This window comes from Devosia sp., assembly GCF_040509215.1.
GTDB lineage: Bacteria > Pseudomonadota > Alphaproteobacteria > Rhizobiales > Devosiaceae > Devosia.
On the sequence record NZ_JBEVLL010000060.1, the window covers coordinates 1 to 16604 of the forward strand.

Genomic DNA, 16604 nt, shown 5'->3' on the forward strand with positions numbered 1-16604 from the left:
TGGCAATGATGTAGTCCGTCCCGGCAAAGCCGAACACCAGGTCGCCACCCGAAGTCCCGAGCAGAACATCATCCTGCGGCGTGCCGAGGATCGGACCGCCGACAACTGGCGCATCGTCGTCATCGTCATCGCCATCGTCTTCGTCATCCCAGTCATCGTCATCATCGCCAGGGACGTGGTCGTCTTCGTCCTCGTCACCACCACCAATCTGGGGGCCTTCGCCGGCAGCGGTATAGGAGACGCTGTGCTGGCCATTGGTCAGGGTCGTGACACCGTTGACGGTGAACGAGGTGTATTCCGTGGGATCGGCACCCTCAGGCAGTTCGATGACATCTTCGGGCCGCAGCGTGCCGACGATGGTGTCGTGGCCGCCATTGGACCGGAACACGATGCGGTGCGCCGAGGTCAGGGCCGAGATATCGATGACATCATCGCCCACATCGCCATCGATGGTGATGGTGTTGAGACGCAGGCTGGTGGTCGAGAAATCACCGATGACCTGGATAGTGTCGCCGCCAACCGCTGTATTTCCAGCCGGGTCGATGCCGTTGATGCGGATTTCCTCGATCTCGCGCAGCTCGGCGATGACGACTGCAGCCGCTACCCCAACCTGGCGGGTGATGACGATTTCCGTCGACGCAGCCGAGGTGAAACCGGCACTCGTGGCAGCGGCCTTGGTATAGATGCGGTAAGTTTCTGCCGAAGCATTGCCGTTGATGACGAAGGTATCGCCGGCCGCGCCCTCGGTGCCGCCGTCGACCATGTCGAAGCCGTCGGTCGGGCCGGAAAGGTTGGCGTTCCAGATGATAGTGTCATCCCCGGCTCCGCCATTGATGGTGTCGACACCGGCATTGAGGCCTGGAATGCTGGCGTTGACCGTGAAATTGTCGACGTAGAAATTGTCGCCATTGTCCCAGTTATTGCCGTCGCCCGTGGTCAGGAAGCGGATCGCGGAATTGGCCCCGATCTGATTGGCCGACAGCGTGGCGGTGAAGTTGCCATTGCCGTTGCCCGTGGTGCTGCCCAGAACGCCAGCGAAGCTGCCGCCCGTCAATGTTTCCCAGGCGTTGGTGTTGACGTTGCGGGCCTGGACGATGACGCTCTGACCAGTTCCGAGGTTGTCGTCCTCGAAGGCAAAGGTCACCGACGCCGAGGTTGCGCCGGTCAGGTTGATGGCGCGCTCGATTGTTTCGCCACCGTCGACATTCTGGTTGAACTGCAGGCGACCGCCGCTGATCTGGATGTCACCGTTGTTCGGGCTCGTCGCTTCGCCGCCGCCTTCGATCCAGTTTCCGGCGAAGGCAATTGAGCCATTGTTGGCGCCGTAATTTGCCTGACCAAAGTTGTCGACCGCGGCACCACTATTGCTGCCAATGCCGCCGGAGAGGGTATCGTTACCGTCGCCACCATTGAGCGTGTCGGCCCCTTCCCCACCATAGACGACGTCGTTGCCGCCATTGGCGTTGACGATGTCATTGCCGCCGTTTGCATTGATGGTTTCGGCATTGTTGCCGCCATTCGTCGTCTGGCCAGCGTCCGTGCCGTTGATGGTCAGCGCGGGCGCCGCCGCGGCAAGGATGAAGTCGGTGGCGTCGATGAGGGTATTGTTCACACCGGCGACGCGGATCGTACCCAGGATTGCCGAGGCAGGTCCGTCTTCCCGGATGGTCAACAGAGTGTCGGCCCCGACGGTGGATTCAAACACCCGGTTGTTGAAGTTCGCGGCGGTGATGCCGAGAGCGCTGAGATCGATCTGGTCCTGCCCACCGGCCGGGTTGGCGTCGAAGCCGTTGATGACGTCATCGCCGAAATTGGCGGCGGTGTAGCGGACGATGTCGTTGCCGTCGTTGTTGATGCCGGAATTGGCGGCAAGGTGGATGATGTCGTTGCCGTCGCCGCCGATCAGGATGTCAGTGTCGTTGCCGGCGCCGCCATGCAGGATATCGTCGCCGGTGCCGCCATCGATGAAGTCGGCGTCGTCGCCACCGTTGATGGTGTCGTTGCCGCCACCGCCAAAGAGCTGGTTGGTGCCACCATTGCCGGTGATGACGTTGTTCAGCGCATTGCCGGTGCCATTGACGCCGTCTGCATTGCCGGAAAACGAGAGGTTTTCGATATTGGCGCCGAGAGTATAGCTCGCCGCCGAAACGATCGTATCGGTGCCGCCATTTTCAGCTTCCACCACCACATCGCCAGCCGTGACGAGATAGGTGTCATTGCCGCCAAGACCGGTCAGCGTATCGACCCCTGCCCCGCCCTCGATGACGTTAGCCAGTTCATTGCCGATGCCGATGAAGGTGCCTGCGCCGGTATAGGTCAGGTCTTCGACATTGGCGCCGAGGGTGTAGGTCGCGAGGTCGGTGCGGACTTCGTCAACGCCCCCCGCGAGGGCTTCAACGACCACATCATCGACGTCGTCGACGATATAGGTGTCATCGCCGATGCCGCCCACCATGGTGTCGGCCCCGGTGCCGCCGTCTAGGTCGTCATTGCCTGACCCGCCGACCAGAAGGTCGTCGCCGGTATCGCCGAAGAGGCTGTCATTGCCGTCGTGACCGAAAAGCAGGTCATCGCCATCGGCGCCAATGAGGTCGTCACCGGCAGCCGAGCCAGCCAGAAGTGTATTGACCCCGGCATTGGCTGTGCGGTCGCCATTGTCGTCGGTGCTCAGGGCATAATCGCCGTCGAACGCATAGCCTTCATAGGTCGCGCCATCGAGATTGATGGCTTCGACTGCTTCGCCGGTGGTGTCGAAATGATCGGTGACTGTTACCGACTGGCCATTGAACTGCAGCGCCAGGTCATTGCCGGTGGTGCTGAAGGCATTGAGGCCAGTCAGGGTCATAGCGCCGATGACGATACGGTCGGTGCCACTGGTTTCCTGGATGACGTCGTTTCCGTCGCCGACATTGAACACATAGGTGTCGTTGCCTGCGCCGCCGTTGAGCTGGTCGCCGGCAGCAGCGGTCGTAGTGGTCGTGTAGCTGATGGTGAGATTGTCGATTGCGACGCTGTCACCGTTCTCAAAGCTCGACGCCACAAAGCGGATCGCTGCGTTGGCAGTGAATGCTCCTGAGCCGAAGAGGTTGAGGTTGATCGACCGGTTGTTCACGGTATTGGTGGCGCTATTGATCAGATCGACCTGCACGAAGTCGGCTTCGAGGCCCGTCCTGGAGAAGAAGACCGTGAGCGTGTCGTCGTTTATGTCCAGACCGGATTCCACGATGGAATAGCTCAGTGTGGCGCTCGTGGCGTTGGCGAGATTAACGGTGCGTTGGATTTGCGCGCCGTCGCCTGTGACAAAGCCCAGAACGTTGTTCAGGTCGTCGTCGATCTGGATTTGGCCGTTGTTCGGGCTGTTGTTGTCGCCGGTTTCCACCCAGCTCGTGCCCCAGGTGGTCGAGCCGTTCGTATTGCTGAAGCTGTTATTGTTGAAGCTGTCGGCATAGGTCGACGTCGTCGTTGTGGTCCGCACGCCGTCGGCACCACCGATCAGCACGTCGTTGCCGTCGCCGCCATTGAGGATGTCTGCACCATCGCCACCGAGCAGCACATCGTCGCCGACGCCGCCATTGAGCGTGTCATTGCCGTCCCGGCCGGAGATCAGGTCGTCACGGCCGAAGCCGATATCGACAGCCGTGCCGTTGAGGACGTTGTCGGCGCTGTTGCCCTCGATGACGTTGAGATAGCGATTTTCACTGAAGGCCAGCAGTTCGATATTGCGGAAAGTGTCCTTGCCGTCCGAGAGCAGATTGGGCGTGCCTTCTCCCTCCGGCAGGTCATCGTCGTTCTGCTGCTGTGCGAAGCCGGTGTGGTCGATGAAAAGGCTATCGTCGGAATTGAGACCAAAGCTGTAATTGGAGCGGGCGTCGGTATAGACGGCGCGGTCGAAGTCGCCAGCGACATTTCCGTTGATGATTTCGCGGACAATGCTGAGAGCGCCGGGATTGATCGCGCCTTCAAGCATCCAGGTGGTCAGGGGCTTGGTAACCGCGATGGCGTTTGGCGTGCCTGCAGCGACAAGCTGGCCTTGGACATTTCGATAGAGGGTGACCAGACTTTCGAGGGAGTCAGCCGAAAAGCTTGTTCCCAGCTTCGAGCTGCCGGCGATGCGAACGTTGAGCCACATGTCGCCGTCGATGACATCATTGCCCGCCAATCCCTTGATGATGTCACTGCCGCCACCGCCGAGGATTATGTCCGACGCGTCGGCCGTGTCCATGACCACGGATTCGACGACACCATTCCGACCTGTCTGGGTCGTCCGGTTGATGTGGGCGACCAGTGCCCGCAGGCCGCTGATCAGGTCGACGTTCTTTTCCAACAGGGCGTTGGAATAGCTATCGAGCGGAGAGTCCGCGTTCGGAATGGCCGCCGTGCCTTCGAGTTCGGCACGCGTATTCACCGCCACGCTACGGCCCGTGAGAGTGTCGTTCTTGTTCCAGCCCGATAGACCTTCGACGAGGTCGAAGCGGTCACGCAGGATGAAGGCTTCCTGCGTTTCGAAGATCGGAATGCCGAGGTCGGTATTGGCCGCGTGGCTGTCGCCCTTGTGGATGGCCCAGTCGAAGCCGGCCATGCCGTTGTTGCGCTGAATGCCCTCGCTGTTCTGGAACATGATGTCATCGCCGGATTCGGCGTCGTAGTCGGTGTCGCCACTGCCCCCGTTCAGCACGTCATGGCCGATAATGGAGGAATTGAAGAACAGCTCGGAGTTTTCGCCAGCAAGGGTATCGAACCGCTCGCCGCCTTCGATCCAGTCATTGCCCTCGTTGCCGTGCAGCATGTCCATGCCGCTGCCGCCCAGGATGAAGTCATTTTCGGTGCCGCCGAAAACCGTCTTGCCGTCGGGGCCGGCGATCAGGAAGTCGCTATCCTGATTGCCGAAGATCAGGGACAGGCCGGAACCACCGTGGATGACGTCATTGCCTTCATTGCCGTGGAGGAAATCGGCTTCGCCGATATCGGTGCCGGCATTGGTGATGATGTCATCTCCCTCGCCGCCAAAAACCTTGTCGACGCCATAGCCGGCCTCGATGCGGTCATCGCCACCCTTGCCCCAGACAGCATCGTCGCCACCGCCAGAGATGATGGTGTCGTTGCCTTCGGTACCGCCGATGGTGAAATGCTCATTGCTGTTGACGCGGATATAGGCGGCAACGGTGGTGATATCGGTGATGGCAATGAGATTGCCGGCCGCATCGCGGCGCTCCACGATATTGGCGAAGGGCAGGAAGGGATTGTCCTGGACCGGATCGGCATCGAGCTGCTTGCTCGGGTCCATTTCCAAGGTCGGCATCTGGAAGGCCGAGAAGAGATTGCCCGGCAATGTGGTCGAGTGCTCGTCGCCGAGGTCGGTATTGCGCATGACCAGCTCGGCGAAACTGTTGTTTTCCAGTTCGTTGAGCAGGTTGAGACCTTGGGCACGCGACAGGTAGTAAAACCGGTCGGCGTCCTGCAGGTTTTCCATAGTCATCTGGAAGACGAAGGCGAAGGTCGACCCCAGCATGCCGCCGAAGGACATCTTCTTTTCAGCAAGGCCGCCGATCCAGAAATCGACGTCGTTGAGGCCGCCGAGTGCGCCCCCGGCATAAGTACCCTCGGCATTGAGGAAGTTGAGCCGGTCAGTGTCGAAATCGATCTTAGCCTGACCGGTCAGACTGGGGTCGCCGAGAACCAGCAAGGTAGCGGCCTCGCGCAACTGCTCGATAGTCTTGGGATTGGCCTGGGTGTTGGTCAGCGAGGCGTGGGTGCCATACGCCGCGATGAAATTGATGATCGAAGCCGGATTCATCAGGTTGAGCGCGAAGTCGGCCCAGCTCTCGTAGGGCTTGAGCAGGGTGTCGCCGGTTTCGGTGTAGAAGCGCAGCCGTGCCTCGTTGAGCGGGGGGGTGCCGACGTCGCGGCCGCGAGCGAGGTTGATGGCGGCCAGATCGAGCGGAATGCCAAGCAACTGGTTGCGCAATACGTCGGTGACAAACTCGTCGATGGCGCTGCCGGTCTGGCGGCTCATGCCGCGGATGATGGCACCAGACGCCTCTTCGGCGGTGCCAAGCGAGTCGTATTTGACCGGATTGAGGAAGCCTTCAAACAGGGTGATGTCGTTCTGGATGGGACGGCCGAGATCGTCCATTTCGATGACGGCAATGTCCTGCCGCAACATCGAGTGGCCAAAGCGGTAGACGACGTGGGCAAATTCGGCGGCAATGCCAGGATTGATGTCGGCGGCCGGCTCGAAGAGGAAAACGTCGATGTCGGGCTGCATCATGCGGCCGAATTCTTCGAACACCAGGTGCTGGTATTCCATTTCATTGGTGAAGCGACCCACCTGGAAGAGGCGTTCGCCATCCCATACCAGGGCATCGATGGCGGCCTGGGTCGTCGGGATGGCCAGGACATCGACCAGCAGCCACTGGTTGAGGAAGCTCAGGTCGCCGCTATCGAGGGCGATCTGCTTGGTCATTTCCACGATGCGATTGTGCTCGGAGTGGAAGACCTGATGCACCGCGGTCAGGGCGATGTTCTCGTTGACGCGACCGTCGCCGGCGATGAAGTGACGGTCGAGAAGCTCATTGTCATAGGCAGTCGCGCCGCGCTGGCCTTGCGGTCCGGGCGTACCGTCGGCATTGGCATAGCCGAGCGCGGTGTCCGAATCCTGCTGCAAGACGCCGGCCTGCGAGACCACCGGAACAGCAGCATGGGCGATGTCGTCGAGAAAAGCGTGGCCGGTCAGGACAACGCCCTGGACGCTGACGGGCGCGGCCGGATTGCCTTCGCGCAGCACATCGTCGGCGGTGCCCAGAATATTGTCGAGCCCACGGTTCACTACCAATTGCGGATAGCCGTTGGTGCCGGGGATGAAGTTACCGTACTCGTCGGCGGCGATCAGCGGAATATTGCCGACATTGAGGTCGGTGAGGTTGATGCCGAGAACGTCGCGCGCCTGCGCCTTGATATCGGCCCAGGTCGCAAGACCCCCATTGCTGCCTTCAAGCAAGTGACCGTTGCTGATGGGCTTGCCGTCGGGCCCAGCGATATATTCGCGCATGAACACCTGCTTGGAGGCCGTCGATGCGTAGGTCTGGTTCTGGTCGATCCAGGGGGTCGTCAGGTTCTTGGGGCCAGGACCGTCGTCGGCCGTACCAAGGATGCCGTCGGCGCCGGGATTGACGGTGACGCGGGTCAGCGGGATGTAGTTCTGGCCGCCGGGCACGTAGAGCGGATCATCGGGCGAGAGCGGCACGTAGACGGTGCCGTTGCCGCCCTTAGCCACGAGATCGAGGCCGTGATCGAAGAACTGACCGAAAATGGTCATCCAGCCATTGAACGGCGAAGAAAGGCCATCGTCGGGCGAAACGTTGGGAAGATAAATCGTGTTGCCATCCATCTCGACGCCGTGGGCATCAAGCAGCGCGGTCAGGTTGGCCTGGGCGACGGCCAGGTCCGGACCCGTTGCCTCGGCCGCATCGAGCGCAGCCTGCGCTGACGCGAGCGCCGCCGCCGCTGCGCCTGTTGCACCGGCAACGGCAGCTGCGGAAGCATCCGCAGCCTGCTGGGCGAGAAGGAGGCTGGCTTGAAGGCTTGTTACAAGCGCCTGGGCATCATCAGATGCAATCAGAGCATTCTCGAACTCGGTTGCCTGGCTGGCATTGGGCACGCCATCGGTCAGGAGGACTGTGACTGCAGCGATGGCTAGGGCTGCACTCGCTTGAGCTGCGTCAAGGTCCGCCTCGGTCTGCTCAAGGATTGCCTGATCGTCAGCGGCGATCGCTATGAGCGCGGTTGCCGCGCTGGTCGCCTGATTGTAGGCCAGCGTCGCATTATCGACCGCCAGCTGAAGAGTGGCCAGATTTGCCGGTGTGGTATTGGCGGCATTTGCGGCCGTGGCCAGATCAACCGCCTTCTTCGCGGCGACGATCTGACCGAGAACTTCGTAGAGCTCTTCGTTCGGTACGCCGGCCAGGGTCAGCGCAGCCGCAATGGCGGCCGGATTGTTAAGCGTCTGATCGACGACGAGATTGGAAATGATGCGCGGATCGGCATCGACCACCGTGCCGCTGCCCGGCCCCGGCTGCGACCCTGTGCGCGGGCCGGCATTGGCGTAATTATTGTTGGAGTACCAGGTCTCCACATTGGGGAGTGGATTGAAGTCGTACCGGTCGCCATCCGCATCGTTGAGATAGGTCGGGGTAAAGAGCCCGGGAAAGCTCTGATCGGATGCGCCCCAGTTTTCCCGGCCGGGCAAAAGGTTGTTGTAGCTGCCGTCGACGGTGCGGAGGCCGTAAGGCAACAGATGGGCCTGTGCCAGGCCATCATTGCCGCCATAGCCGGCGACCAATGCTGCAAGATCTCCACCGGCCGCGTGTGCTTCTGCGATCTCGATCTGTTTCAGAATGAATTCCAGATCGTGCTTTACGAGCGTTACCATTCTCATCTCCCAAACAATCGAAAACGCTGCTGGGGCCAAACGCTGGGCGCAGAAGTTTTCGTTATGGAGACGCTAAGACGGCGGCGCTCTGGCCGTAATATCGGTAGGTCCTGAGACTTTTTCCCTTGAGGTCGGAGCCGGTCCTATCGGCCCGGTTAGGGTGCGACTAACCAGGTGGCTAGGGCCTTGGTCGAGCGATTTTATCCACGTTTCAAGAAGTTTCGTGGTTCCGCGTTGTTGAAGGCGAAATATTGGAGGATGCTCAATACTCGGGCGCCTAGTGTTTGCCGGAAAAGGACGGGGAGGTCTGAAAGTGTTTCGGGGGAGTCTTCTGCTGCCATCATTGCCTGGGAGACCCTTCAAGACATGATCGGCCTGAGGCAGCATGTTCAAGGTGCTGTTCTGCGTTGGCGGGACCTTGAACTTGCAACGCAGTACCTGATTGCCAGCGTCACCGTGGTGCTTCTGGTCAGTGCCGTTTCGGGCATGCTCATTAGCGCGGTGCTCAATCAGAGCGAGATCAACGAGAGGACCCAGCAAACCGCTCTCTTTCTCGATGGCGTGTTCTCCACGATGCTCCAGGACGTCGCCGATGGTGGGTCGATCTCCAGCCAGAACATTGCGCGCATAGACACCTTGATGGCCACGGAGGACTTTCGGGTCCGGTTTCCATACCTCGAAGTCTGGCTGCCAAATGGCGAGATCGCCTACTCCAACTCGACATTCCTGATCGGACGCAAATTCCCGCTCCCCATGGAAGCTCGTCACGCCTTCGAGGGGCGGGTCACCTCCACTTTCGCCGATCTCGGGGCGGAGGAGCACACGCTACGCGAACTGCAGGCGGGCCTGCTCGAGGTCTATGCCCCCGTCCACCGGCTGGGCAACGACGAGATTATTGCCGTGGTGGAAATCCACGAGACGACCGAAGCGCTTGAGCACTCGTTGACCAACACAACCCTCGTCGTCTGGTCCTTTGTGGTAGTTGGCGCGGCCGCTGCCATCATCGTCCTCTTCGGCATCGTCCAGAGGGGCAGCCGGACCATTCAGGCGCAACGGCACGATCTGGCGGAGCGGTTGAAGGCCTCGCTGCATTTGCGCGCACAGGTGGGCGAAGTGCAGGAGGCTCGTCGCCTTTCGGACAATGCGGCGCTCCTTGCCGAAAAGCGACTGAAGCTGGCGAGCGCCGATCTGCATGATGGACCGTCCCAACTCATCAACTTCGCTCTTCTCAAGGCGCAGGAGAGCGCATTGGCGAAAACGCCGACGGAGCGCGCGCGCATATTGAACGCGATGGGAACCTCGCTGATCACCGCCTTGTCCGAAATCCGCAGCATCAGCCATGGGCTCATCCTGCCCGATATCGCCAATCTGTCGCTCGATGCGATCGTTGATCTGGCGATCGAGGCGCATGAAGCGCGCACGGGAACCAGCGTCATTCGCCGGGGCGAGTTTGGCGCGGCCCATGCCGGCCTTGAAACGCAGATCGCCCTTTACCGGATCGTGCAGGAAGGGCTGAACAATGCCTTCCGTCATTCCCAGGATTCCAGCGTCACCATATGCTGCGATATGTCCGGCCAAAAGGCGCGAATAGAACTTCGTAACGCGATATCGACCGCGCGGCCGCGCCAGCCCCATGAACTCTCGGGAATGGGACTCGATGGGCTCAAGGCGCGCGTGGAAATCCTTGATGGCACATTCGCCGCGCGGCGGATCGGTAATGAATTCTCTCTGGAGGTGAGCCTAGATGTGGAGCGGCCAGATGACTGAGGTCACCACCGTCGTCTTCGTCGACGACCATGCCATTTTTCGCGCCGGGCTGGCCCAGGCGCTTGCCACGTCCGACAGGATCGAGGTCGTCGCGCAGGGCGGCAGCCCTGCCGATGCCATAGACCTGGCTTCGCGCCACCGGCCTGACATTCTGCTGCTCGATCTATGGATGCAGCGCGCCAGCAGCGTTGGGCACATTCGCGCAATTCTCGATGCCAGCCCGCGCACCAAGGTCGTCATCCTCACAGCCTCGGAGGAGGGAAACGACGTCGTAGCGGCCATGAGCGAGGGGGCGGCAGGGTTCGTCACCAAGGAAACATCGCCGGCCGATCTCATCGCCATCATCAACGATGTGCAAAAGGGGGAAACCTACCTTTCCACCCGATCACTCGCCGGCTGGCTGACGACGCTGAACAACACCTCCAAGGCAGAGGCCGATCGCAGCTCGGTCGCCGCCCTCTCCGAGCAGGAGCGGGCCGTCTTGAGGGCCATCGCAAAGGGCCGCAGCAACGGAGAAGTCTCTGAGCACCTGGGCATCAGCACGGCGACGGTAAAATACCACCTCGGCCGTATCTTCGTAAAACTCGGCGTACGCAACCGCGTGGAAGCAGCCGTATTTGCCCGCAGCATGTTCGAGGATGAAGCCTGAAGACACCTGATGCCAGTCGGTATCTATCTCAGCGGCGGCCCCGCCCGGGCGGCTCGCATCGAAGCAAGCGCTTTGCGCTCGATCTCTCAAGCGATTGACCGCCGAAGATTTCCGCAACTTCATTCAGAAACGACGCGCCGGCCGGAACAGAAACTGCAAACTTTTATGTCTTTGAAAAAACTACGTAAATTGTAAAATTGATTGTCTCGAACTTTCAAGGGTCGCTGGAGGTCTACCGGAACGCATCACCCGGTGGTCCCGAAAGAGATTTGCCCGTCGCACATGCGCTCGAACTTGCCCAACTTCGACATGTCTAGAATGATCGATGATACGGTCCAAGCCAACGCCAGCTTCCGCGGCGCTTGTGATGAAACCTGCAGTCCAGAGTGCGCACCGTATCAGGCCGCATCGATGCCAGCCTTCTTGAGGCAGGCCTTTAATACGCGCAGAACCAACAATGGTTCAACCGTCTGGAGGCAGCACTCTGTTGCGATAAACAGATCGAAACACCGCCTCTTTGTTATGGTCACGGCATCCAACCAATTTCTCAGAGCAGACACCACCTGAAGCGCCTGTCTCCTGGGCACACCAATATGGGCACCTAGACCCTCAAAATCGGTCTTTGACCTTCTCATACAAGTCGTCGCGCCCTATTCCGAAAACGTGATGTCCTCAAAGCATACTGCGGTCACAACTGATAGCCCTAGCGCTCTTGTAAAACACAAATCCAGCATTGCGCGGCCTAGACGCCCTTTCAGTGTGTCTGGAATGTGCTGAAGTATATCTTTGAATTCTGCAGCCACCACCGGCAGCTTCTGACCTACAAGGCCTCCCCGCAGACGCGTAGATCGTCGCAGAAATGTCCTAACAAGGTAGTTATCTGAGGACTGCCATGTTTCTCTTATGCAAACGCGCAATCGCTCCCCTAGGTGCGGAGTGTATTGTCTGCAACTCGCCTCGACAAGCGACCGAACCCTCGCTCAAAGCTAGTCGCCGCCAACCAATTTCTTTTCTCCGCCAGCCAAGCGCCAAGCCACTACCATCAGAACTAAACCGCAGCGTATGTCAGTATCTGCAGCTGCTAAGTGGATAATGGCGTAGCCGCCCTGCCAATGACCTCTGCATTCGGAGCGTGAAAGACCTTATTTCACCACTTGTTATGTTTTCTGACGTCATGAAATATAACAGATGTAATTATATAACGAAAGACGGTTTTGCCTGTCTTGGTACGCCGTTTTGTCCCAAAATTTCACTTCTGCCTTCCCGCAAGTTGACGTGCCCCCAATAATTCGGACCATTCTGAGCTGGAATTTTCCAGTTATGATCCCAGACCGGGAGATGGAGAGTTCCGATGAAGGCATCGAAGTTCTCTGAGGCGCAGATCACGTTCGTTCTGAAGCAGGCTGAAGACGGCACGGCAGTCGCCAAGGTCTGCCGCAAGGCCGGGATTGCCGAAGCCACGTTCTACAACTGGCGTAAACGCTATGGCGGGCTAATGCCCTCGGAGGTGAAGCGATTGCGTCAGCTCGAGGAAGAGAACGGCAAGCTGAAGCGCCTGGTCGCCGATCTCAGCCTGGACAAAGCCATGCTGCAGGACGTCTTGGCAAAAAATGTATGACCTGCCCCGCCCGGGCAAGGATCGATTTCGTTTTGACGAAGGCAGTCCGCCTAAATGTATCCGGCCTCTCGCGAGTGGACCGCTGTTGCGGCCAGGCCATGATGAGATCCGCGCGCATGGTTCTCAATAAACGGTCTGTGCACTTGGCACGCTTTTTTTGGGCAGAGTTTACAATGCGCTGATCGACTTTTTCGTCGTCACTTTCTCGAGCCTCGCTTTCTTCAGGCCGGCGCCCTTAGGCGACAGCCGGATCTCGTCTATCGTACATGGCGCCCGGCCGCACAATTATGGCCCACGCCATCCGTGCCATCTTCGCGGCCATGGCCACGGCGACCTTGTTGACACGCATTCTGCTTTCGAGAGCTTCGAGCCACTCCCCGATCCGGTCTTTTGATCGGTTCATATGGGTTATGCAGGATCGCGCGCCGTGAATGAGAAGCTTTCTCACATATCGGTTTCCGCGCTTGCTGATCCCAAGCATAGTCGTTTTGCCACCTGTTGAGTATTCTCGGGGCGTCAATCCTAGCCAGGCAGCGAGCTCTCGAGCGCGTCGGAACTGGCGACCATCCCCGACGGCCGCAAGCAATGCTGTAGCTGCCAGTGGCCCAATGCCCGGAATGGTCATCAGCCGCCTCGCCCTGTCCTCCCGATCGGCCAGCGCTTCAACCTGTCGGGTCGCCGATACAATGCGTCGATCGACATGGGCGATGTCCTCCAAAATCTCGGCCAGCATCTGCCGCATCATTGGTGTGAGATTTTTTTCATCGGCAAGAGCCCGCGGCAGATCGACCCTGAACACTCCCACGCCTTGCCGCATGGCAACACCGTACTCGAGGCAGAACGCTCTGGCCTGGTTGATCAGTCGAGTTCGGCTTGCGACCAACTGGTCGCGCATCCGATGCAGTGCCTGAATGTCGATCTGCTCGACCGTCCGGACCTGCGCAAAACGCATGGTCGGTCGGGTAACGGCTTCCGCCATCGCCTCGGCATCGATCGTATCGTTCTTCTGTGACTTCACAAATGGCTTCACGAACTGGGCCGGCACGATCCGCACTCGGTGCCCGAATGCCTGCAATTTGCGAGCGAGCCATTGCGAACCGGGACATGCCTCCATGCCCACCAAGGTTGGGGCTGCGCGCTCAAAGAAAGCTAGCACCGTGTCTCGCCGGAACTTGGCGCGCTGGACCACGCCACCTCGCTCGACGAGCCCGACAACATGGAGAAGGTTCTTGCCCAAATCTACGCCGAAAACAGCAGCTGGCTTGGGTGCATTCCTGATCATTTCTTCCTCCTTTTGTTCGAGCAACAACAATGTCGCGGAGGGTGGGGCAGGTCATCCCATTAGCTCTGAAGCCTGCCCGCCGGCGCCAGCTTGTCGATGTGGTGAGGTAGACTTGGAAGGTGTCGGTGCGTCGGGCCCGCGAAGCCCTGCGGATTGAGCGCTCCCTCTACACCTACAAGTCCAAGCGCGGCGAGCAGGCCGACCTTAAGCTCAGGATCAAAGAGATTTGCGAGACCCGGGTCCGATACGGGTATCGGCGTGTGCATGTCCTCTTGCTTCGGGAAGGGTGGCCAATCAACATGAAGCGAACCCGTAGGCTTTACAACGAGTTGGGACTACAGCTGCGCAACAAAACACCGAAGCGACGGGTGGAGGCCAAGCTCAGGGAGGACCGAACGGATGCCACCCATTCCAACCAGATCTGGGCGATGGACTTCGTGCATGACCAGTTGGCCACCGGCCGGAAGCTGCGCATCCTGACCATCGTCGACACCCTTTCTCGCTACGCGACGGCCACCGATCCGCGGTTCAGCTACCGTGGTGAAGATGTCGTGCAAACGCTTGAGCGGGTCTGCCAGGAGGTGGGTTATCCGAAGATGATCCGGGTGGACAATGGCAGCGAGTTCATCTCCCGAGACCTCGATCTGTTGGCCTATCAAAGGGATGTGGTCCTAGACTTCTCCCGGCCCGGCAAACCCACCGACAATGCGTACATCGAGTCGTTCAACGGCAAGTTCCGGGCCGAGTGCCTGAACCAGCACTGGTTCCTTAGCCTTGACGACGCCCGCCAGAAAATGGAGGAATGGCGTCGAGACTACAACGAGGTCCGACCTCACAGCGCCATCGGCAACAAACCTCCGATATCGCTCATGAATGCCTACGGCGCATCCGGTCCGCCGTAAGTGCTACCCCTGGGAAATCGCCCAGCCGGGTGGTCCAAAATCGGGTCCCACGTCAAATCAACTCAAGGACTCTCCGTAAAACCGGAGGGGACTTGGGGCTCAGGTCAAAGTAAGTGTCACAACGATAAAGAAACTAGTGAGGTTGAGTTCACGGCCCCTTCCGGAACTCATCCGATGAATAGACTCCTAGGCGCCAAAAGAGGGCGCCAATCACTACAACAAATCCCGCGGCGTAGAGGCCGTTGTGAGATCGATGTGAGGCATTATCGCACATTCCCCGGCAGAGGGGGCGCTGTTCGATCGAGATGAGCCATTATCGATCATCGTCCCGCCAGACCCGGCACCGGGGTTGCGACTTTTGCTGCTTTCCGTTTGGCGACAATCCAAGTGGCGCTGGATGTCACACCCGCTAAATCGATAACACTGGCATCTCCGCACAAGCGCCGGGCACGCGCCGCCTAGCCCCCTCAGCTCCGCCCGAACTCATCCTCAATTCGAATAATATCGTCTTCCCCGAGATAAGATCCGGTCTGCACCTCGATCAGCTCGAGCTCGATCTTGCCCGGATTGGCCAGCCGATGCGTGCAGCCAAGCGGCAAGTAGATCGACTGGTTCTCGGTCAGCATAGTCACCTGCCCATCGACCGTCACCTCCGCCGTGCCGCGCACCACCACCCAGTGCTCAGACCGATGATGATGCTTCTGCAAGCTCAGCTTCTTGCCCGGCCTCACAAACAGCTTCTTCACCTGGAACCGGTCGCCCATCAGGATGGACGAATACCCGCCCCAGGGCCTGTAGGACGTCTTGTGCGTTTCGGTCAGCGCCCGCGTTGCCGCATTGGCCTTGAGCGCCTTGGCAATCGCCCCGACATTCTGCGCCTGGCTCAACCGCCCGACGAAAACCGCGTCTTCCGTCGCAATGACAGCAACATCGTCAAGCCCATCGACCACCATATGAGCGGTCTCTGTAACGACGAGCGAATTGGTCGAATTGGACATCATCGCCGGACCCGAAACGGCATTGCCGTCCTGATCCCGACTCTGCCCCTTCCAGACCGCATCCCAGGCGCCAAGGTCAGACCATTCGAACGAAACGGGCAGCACAGCCGCCTTGTCGGTGCGTTCAAAGATCGCATAGTCGACCGAAATATTGGGCGAAGCGGCAAAGCTCGCCTCATCGAGCCGGATGAAGTCGAGGTCCCGCTCGGCCCCCACCACCGCGCCCCGCGCCGCGGCAAAGACATCCGGCGCCAACTTCTCGCATTCGGCGAGGAACACCTTTGCCGGCAGCATGAACATGCCCGAATTCCAGGCAAAACCGCCCTGGGCCAGCATGCCCTTGGCCTTTTCAAGATTGGGCTTTTCAACGAATGCCCCCACCTTGTGCGCGCCATGGCGCAAGGCATCGCCGATGGCGATATAGCCATAGCCGGTTTCCGGGCGATCAGGCGTGATCCCAAAAGTCACGAGATGACCGTCCCGCGCCGCGAGTGCGGCATTGTCCACCGCGCCAAAATATTCGGCGCTGGCCGGGATCAGATGGTCCGACGCCAGCACATGGATAACCGCGTTCTCATCCTGACTCACCGCCACCTGCGCCGCTGCAGCAATCGCTGCCGCCGTATTCCGCGCCACGGGTTCGAGGAGAATCGCCCCCAGCGCAATTCCCCGTTCCAGCGCCTGTTCGGCGACAAGGAAGCGATATTCGGCATTGGTGATGACGATCGGGGCCTCATAGCGCCCGGCATCCTTCACCCGTTCAAGGCTCTGCTGGAAGAGACTCGTCTCTCCCACGAGGTCAATGAACTGCTTGGGCCGCGCCGAACGCGATTTCGGCCACAAACGGGCCCCCTGACCCCCGGCGAGAATGACAGGAACTATCATTTAATTACTAAATATTCGGCTGCCTGCGTATAGCAGCAGGATTCCCATCTGCAAGAAAATGAAGAACACATACAC

The 16604-nt window shown here is 59.7% G+C and carries 6 protein-coding genes and 2 pseudogenes; 5 read left to right on the forward strand and 3 right to left on the reverse strand.

The genetic code is table 11. From position 1 onward, the window contains the following. A partial coding sequence (locus ABW043_RS03435; RefSeq protein ID WP_353919838.1) for a peroxidase family protein occupies nucleotides 1–8428 on the reverse strand: 8428 nt, incomplete at its 3' end. A gap of 186 nt (nucleotides 8429–8614) precedes the next feature. Here ABW043_RS03435 and ABW043_RS03440 point away from each other — a divergent pair. The 4 genes and pseudogenes from ABW043_RS03440 to ABW043_RS03455 form a co-directional block, all read left to right on the forward strand. Further along, nucleotides 8615–10195: a sensor histidine kinase gene (locus ABW043_RS03440; RefSeq protein WP_353919839.1), complete on the forward strand. Its 1581-nt coding sequence runs from the start codon at nucleotides 8615–8617 to the stop codon at nucleotides 10193–10195. Further along, the gene (locus tag ABW043_RS03445; RefSeq protein WP_353919840.1) at nucleotides 10188–10844 is read left to right on the forward strand and encodes a response regulator; all 657 of its coding nucleotides are present in this window, start codon (nucleotides 10188–10190) and stop codon (nucleotides 10842–10844) included. Before ABW043_RS03440 ends, ABW043_RS03445 begins: the two co-directional genes overlap by 8 nt. Before the next feature lie 9 nt (nucleotides 10845–10853). Further along, nucleotides 10854–11039 carry a hypothetical protein gene (locus ABW043_RS03450; RefSeq protein WP_353919841.1) on the forward strand — a complete coding sequence of 62 codons (186 nt, stop codon included), beginning with the start codon at nucleotides 10854–10856 and terminating at the stop codon, nucleotides 11037–11039. 1156 nt (nucleotides 11040–12195) lie between these two features. Beyond that, a pseudogene (locus ABW043_RS03455) lies at nucleotides 12196–12453 on the forward strand (transposase); the annotation flags it as partial. Nucleotides 12454–12697: 244 nt separating this feature from the next. Here ABW043_RS03455 and ABW043_RS03460 read toward each other — a convergent pair. Continuing rightward, nucleotides 12698–13744 (reverse strand): IS110 family RNA-guided transposase, encoded by a 1047-nt coding sequence (locus tag ABW043_RS03460; protein WP_353919843.1) that lies wholly within the window; start codon nucleotides 13742–13744, stop codon nucleotides 12698–12700. A gap of 62 nt (nucleotides 13745–13806) precedes the next feature. Here ABW043_RS03460 and ABW043_RS03465 point away from each other — a divergent pair. Further along, nucleotides 13807–14646: pseudogene (locus tag ABW043_RS03465) on the forward strand (IS3 family transposase); the annotation flags it as partial. A gap of 467 nt (nucleotides 14647–15113) precedes the next feature. Here the strand turns inward: ABW043_RS03465 and ABW043_RS03470 are convergent. Next, nucleotides 15114–16529, reverse strand: a complete 1416-nt coding sequence (locus tag ABW043_RS03470) for a mannose-1-phosphate guanylyltransferase/mannose-6-phosphate isomerase (protein ID WP_353919842.1) — start codon at nucleotides 16527–16529, stop codon at nucleotides 15114–15116. Nucleotides 16530–16604: the final 75 nt, after the last annotated feature.

Excerpts from the sequence above, each read along its gene's own strand:
- ABW043_RS03445 (WP_353919840.1), top strand. The coding sequence starts at position 10,188 with ATGACTGAGGTCACCACCGTCGTCTTCGTCGACGACCATGCCATTTTT.
- ABW043_RS03450 (WP_353919841.1), top strand. The coding sequence starts at position 10,854 with ATGCCAGTCGGTATCTATCTCAGCGGCGGCCCCGCCCGGGCGGCTCGC.
- ABW043_RS03460 (WP_353919843.1), bottom strand. The coding sequence starts at position 13,744 with ATGATCAGGAATGCACCCAAGCCAGCTGCTGTTTTCGGCGTAGATTTG.
- ABW043_RS03470 (WP_353919842.1), bottom strand. The coding sequence starts at position 16,529 with ATGATAGTTCCTGTCATTCTCGCCGGGGGTCAGGGGGCCCGTTTGTGG.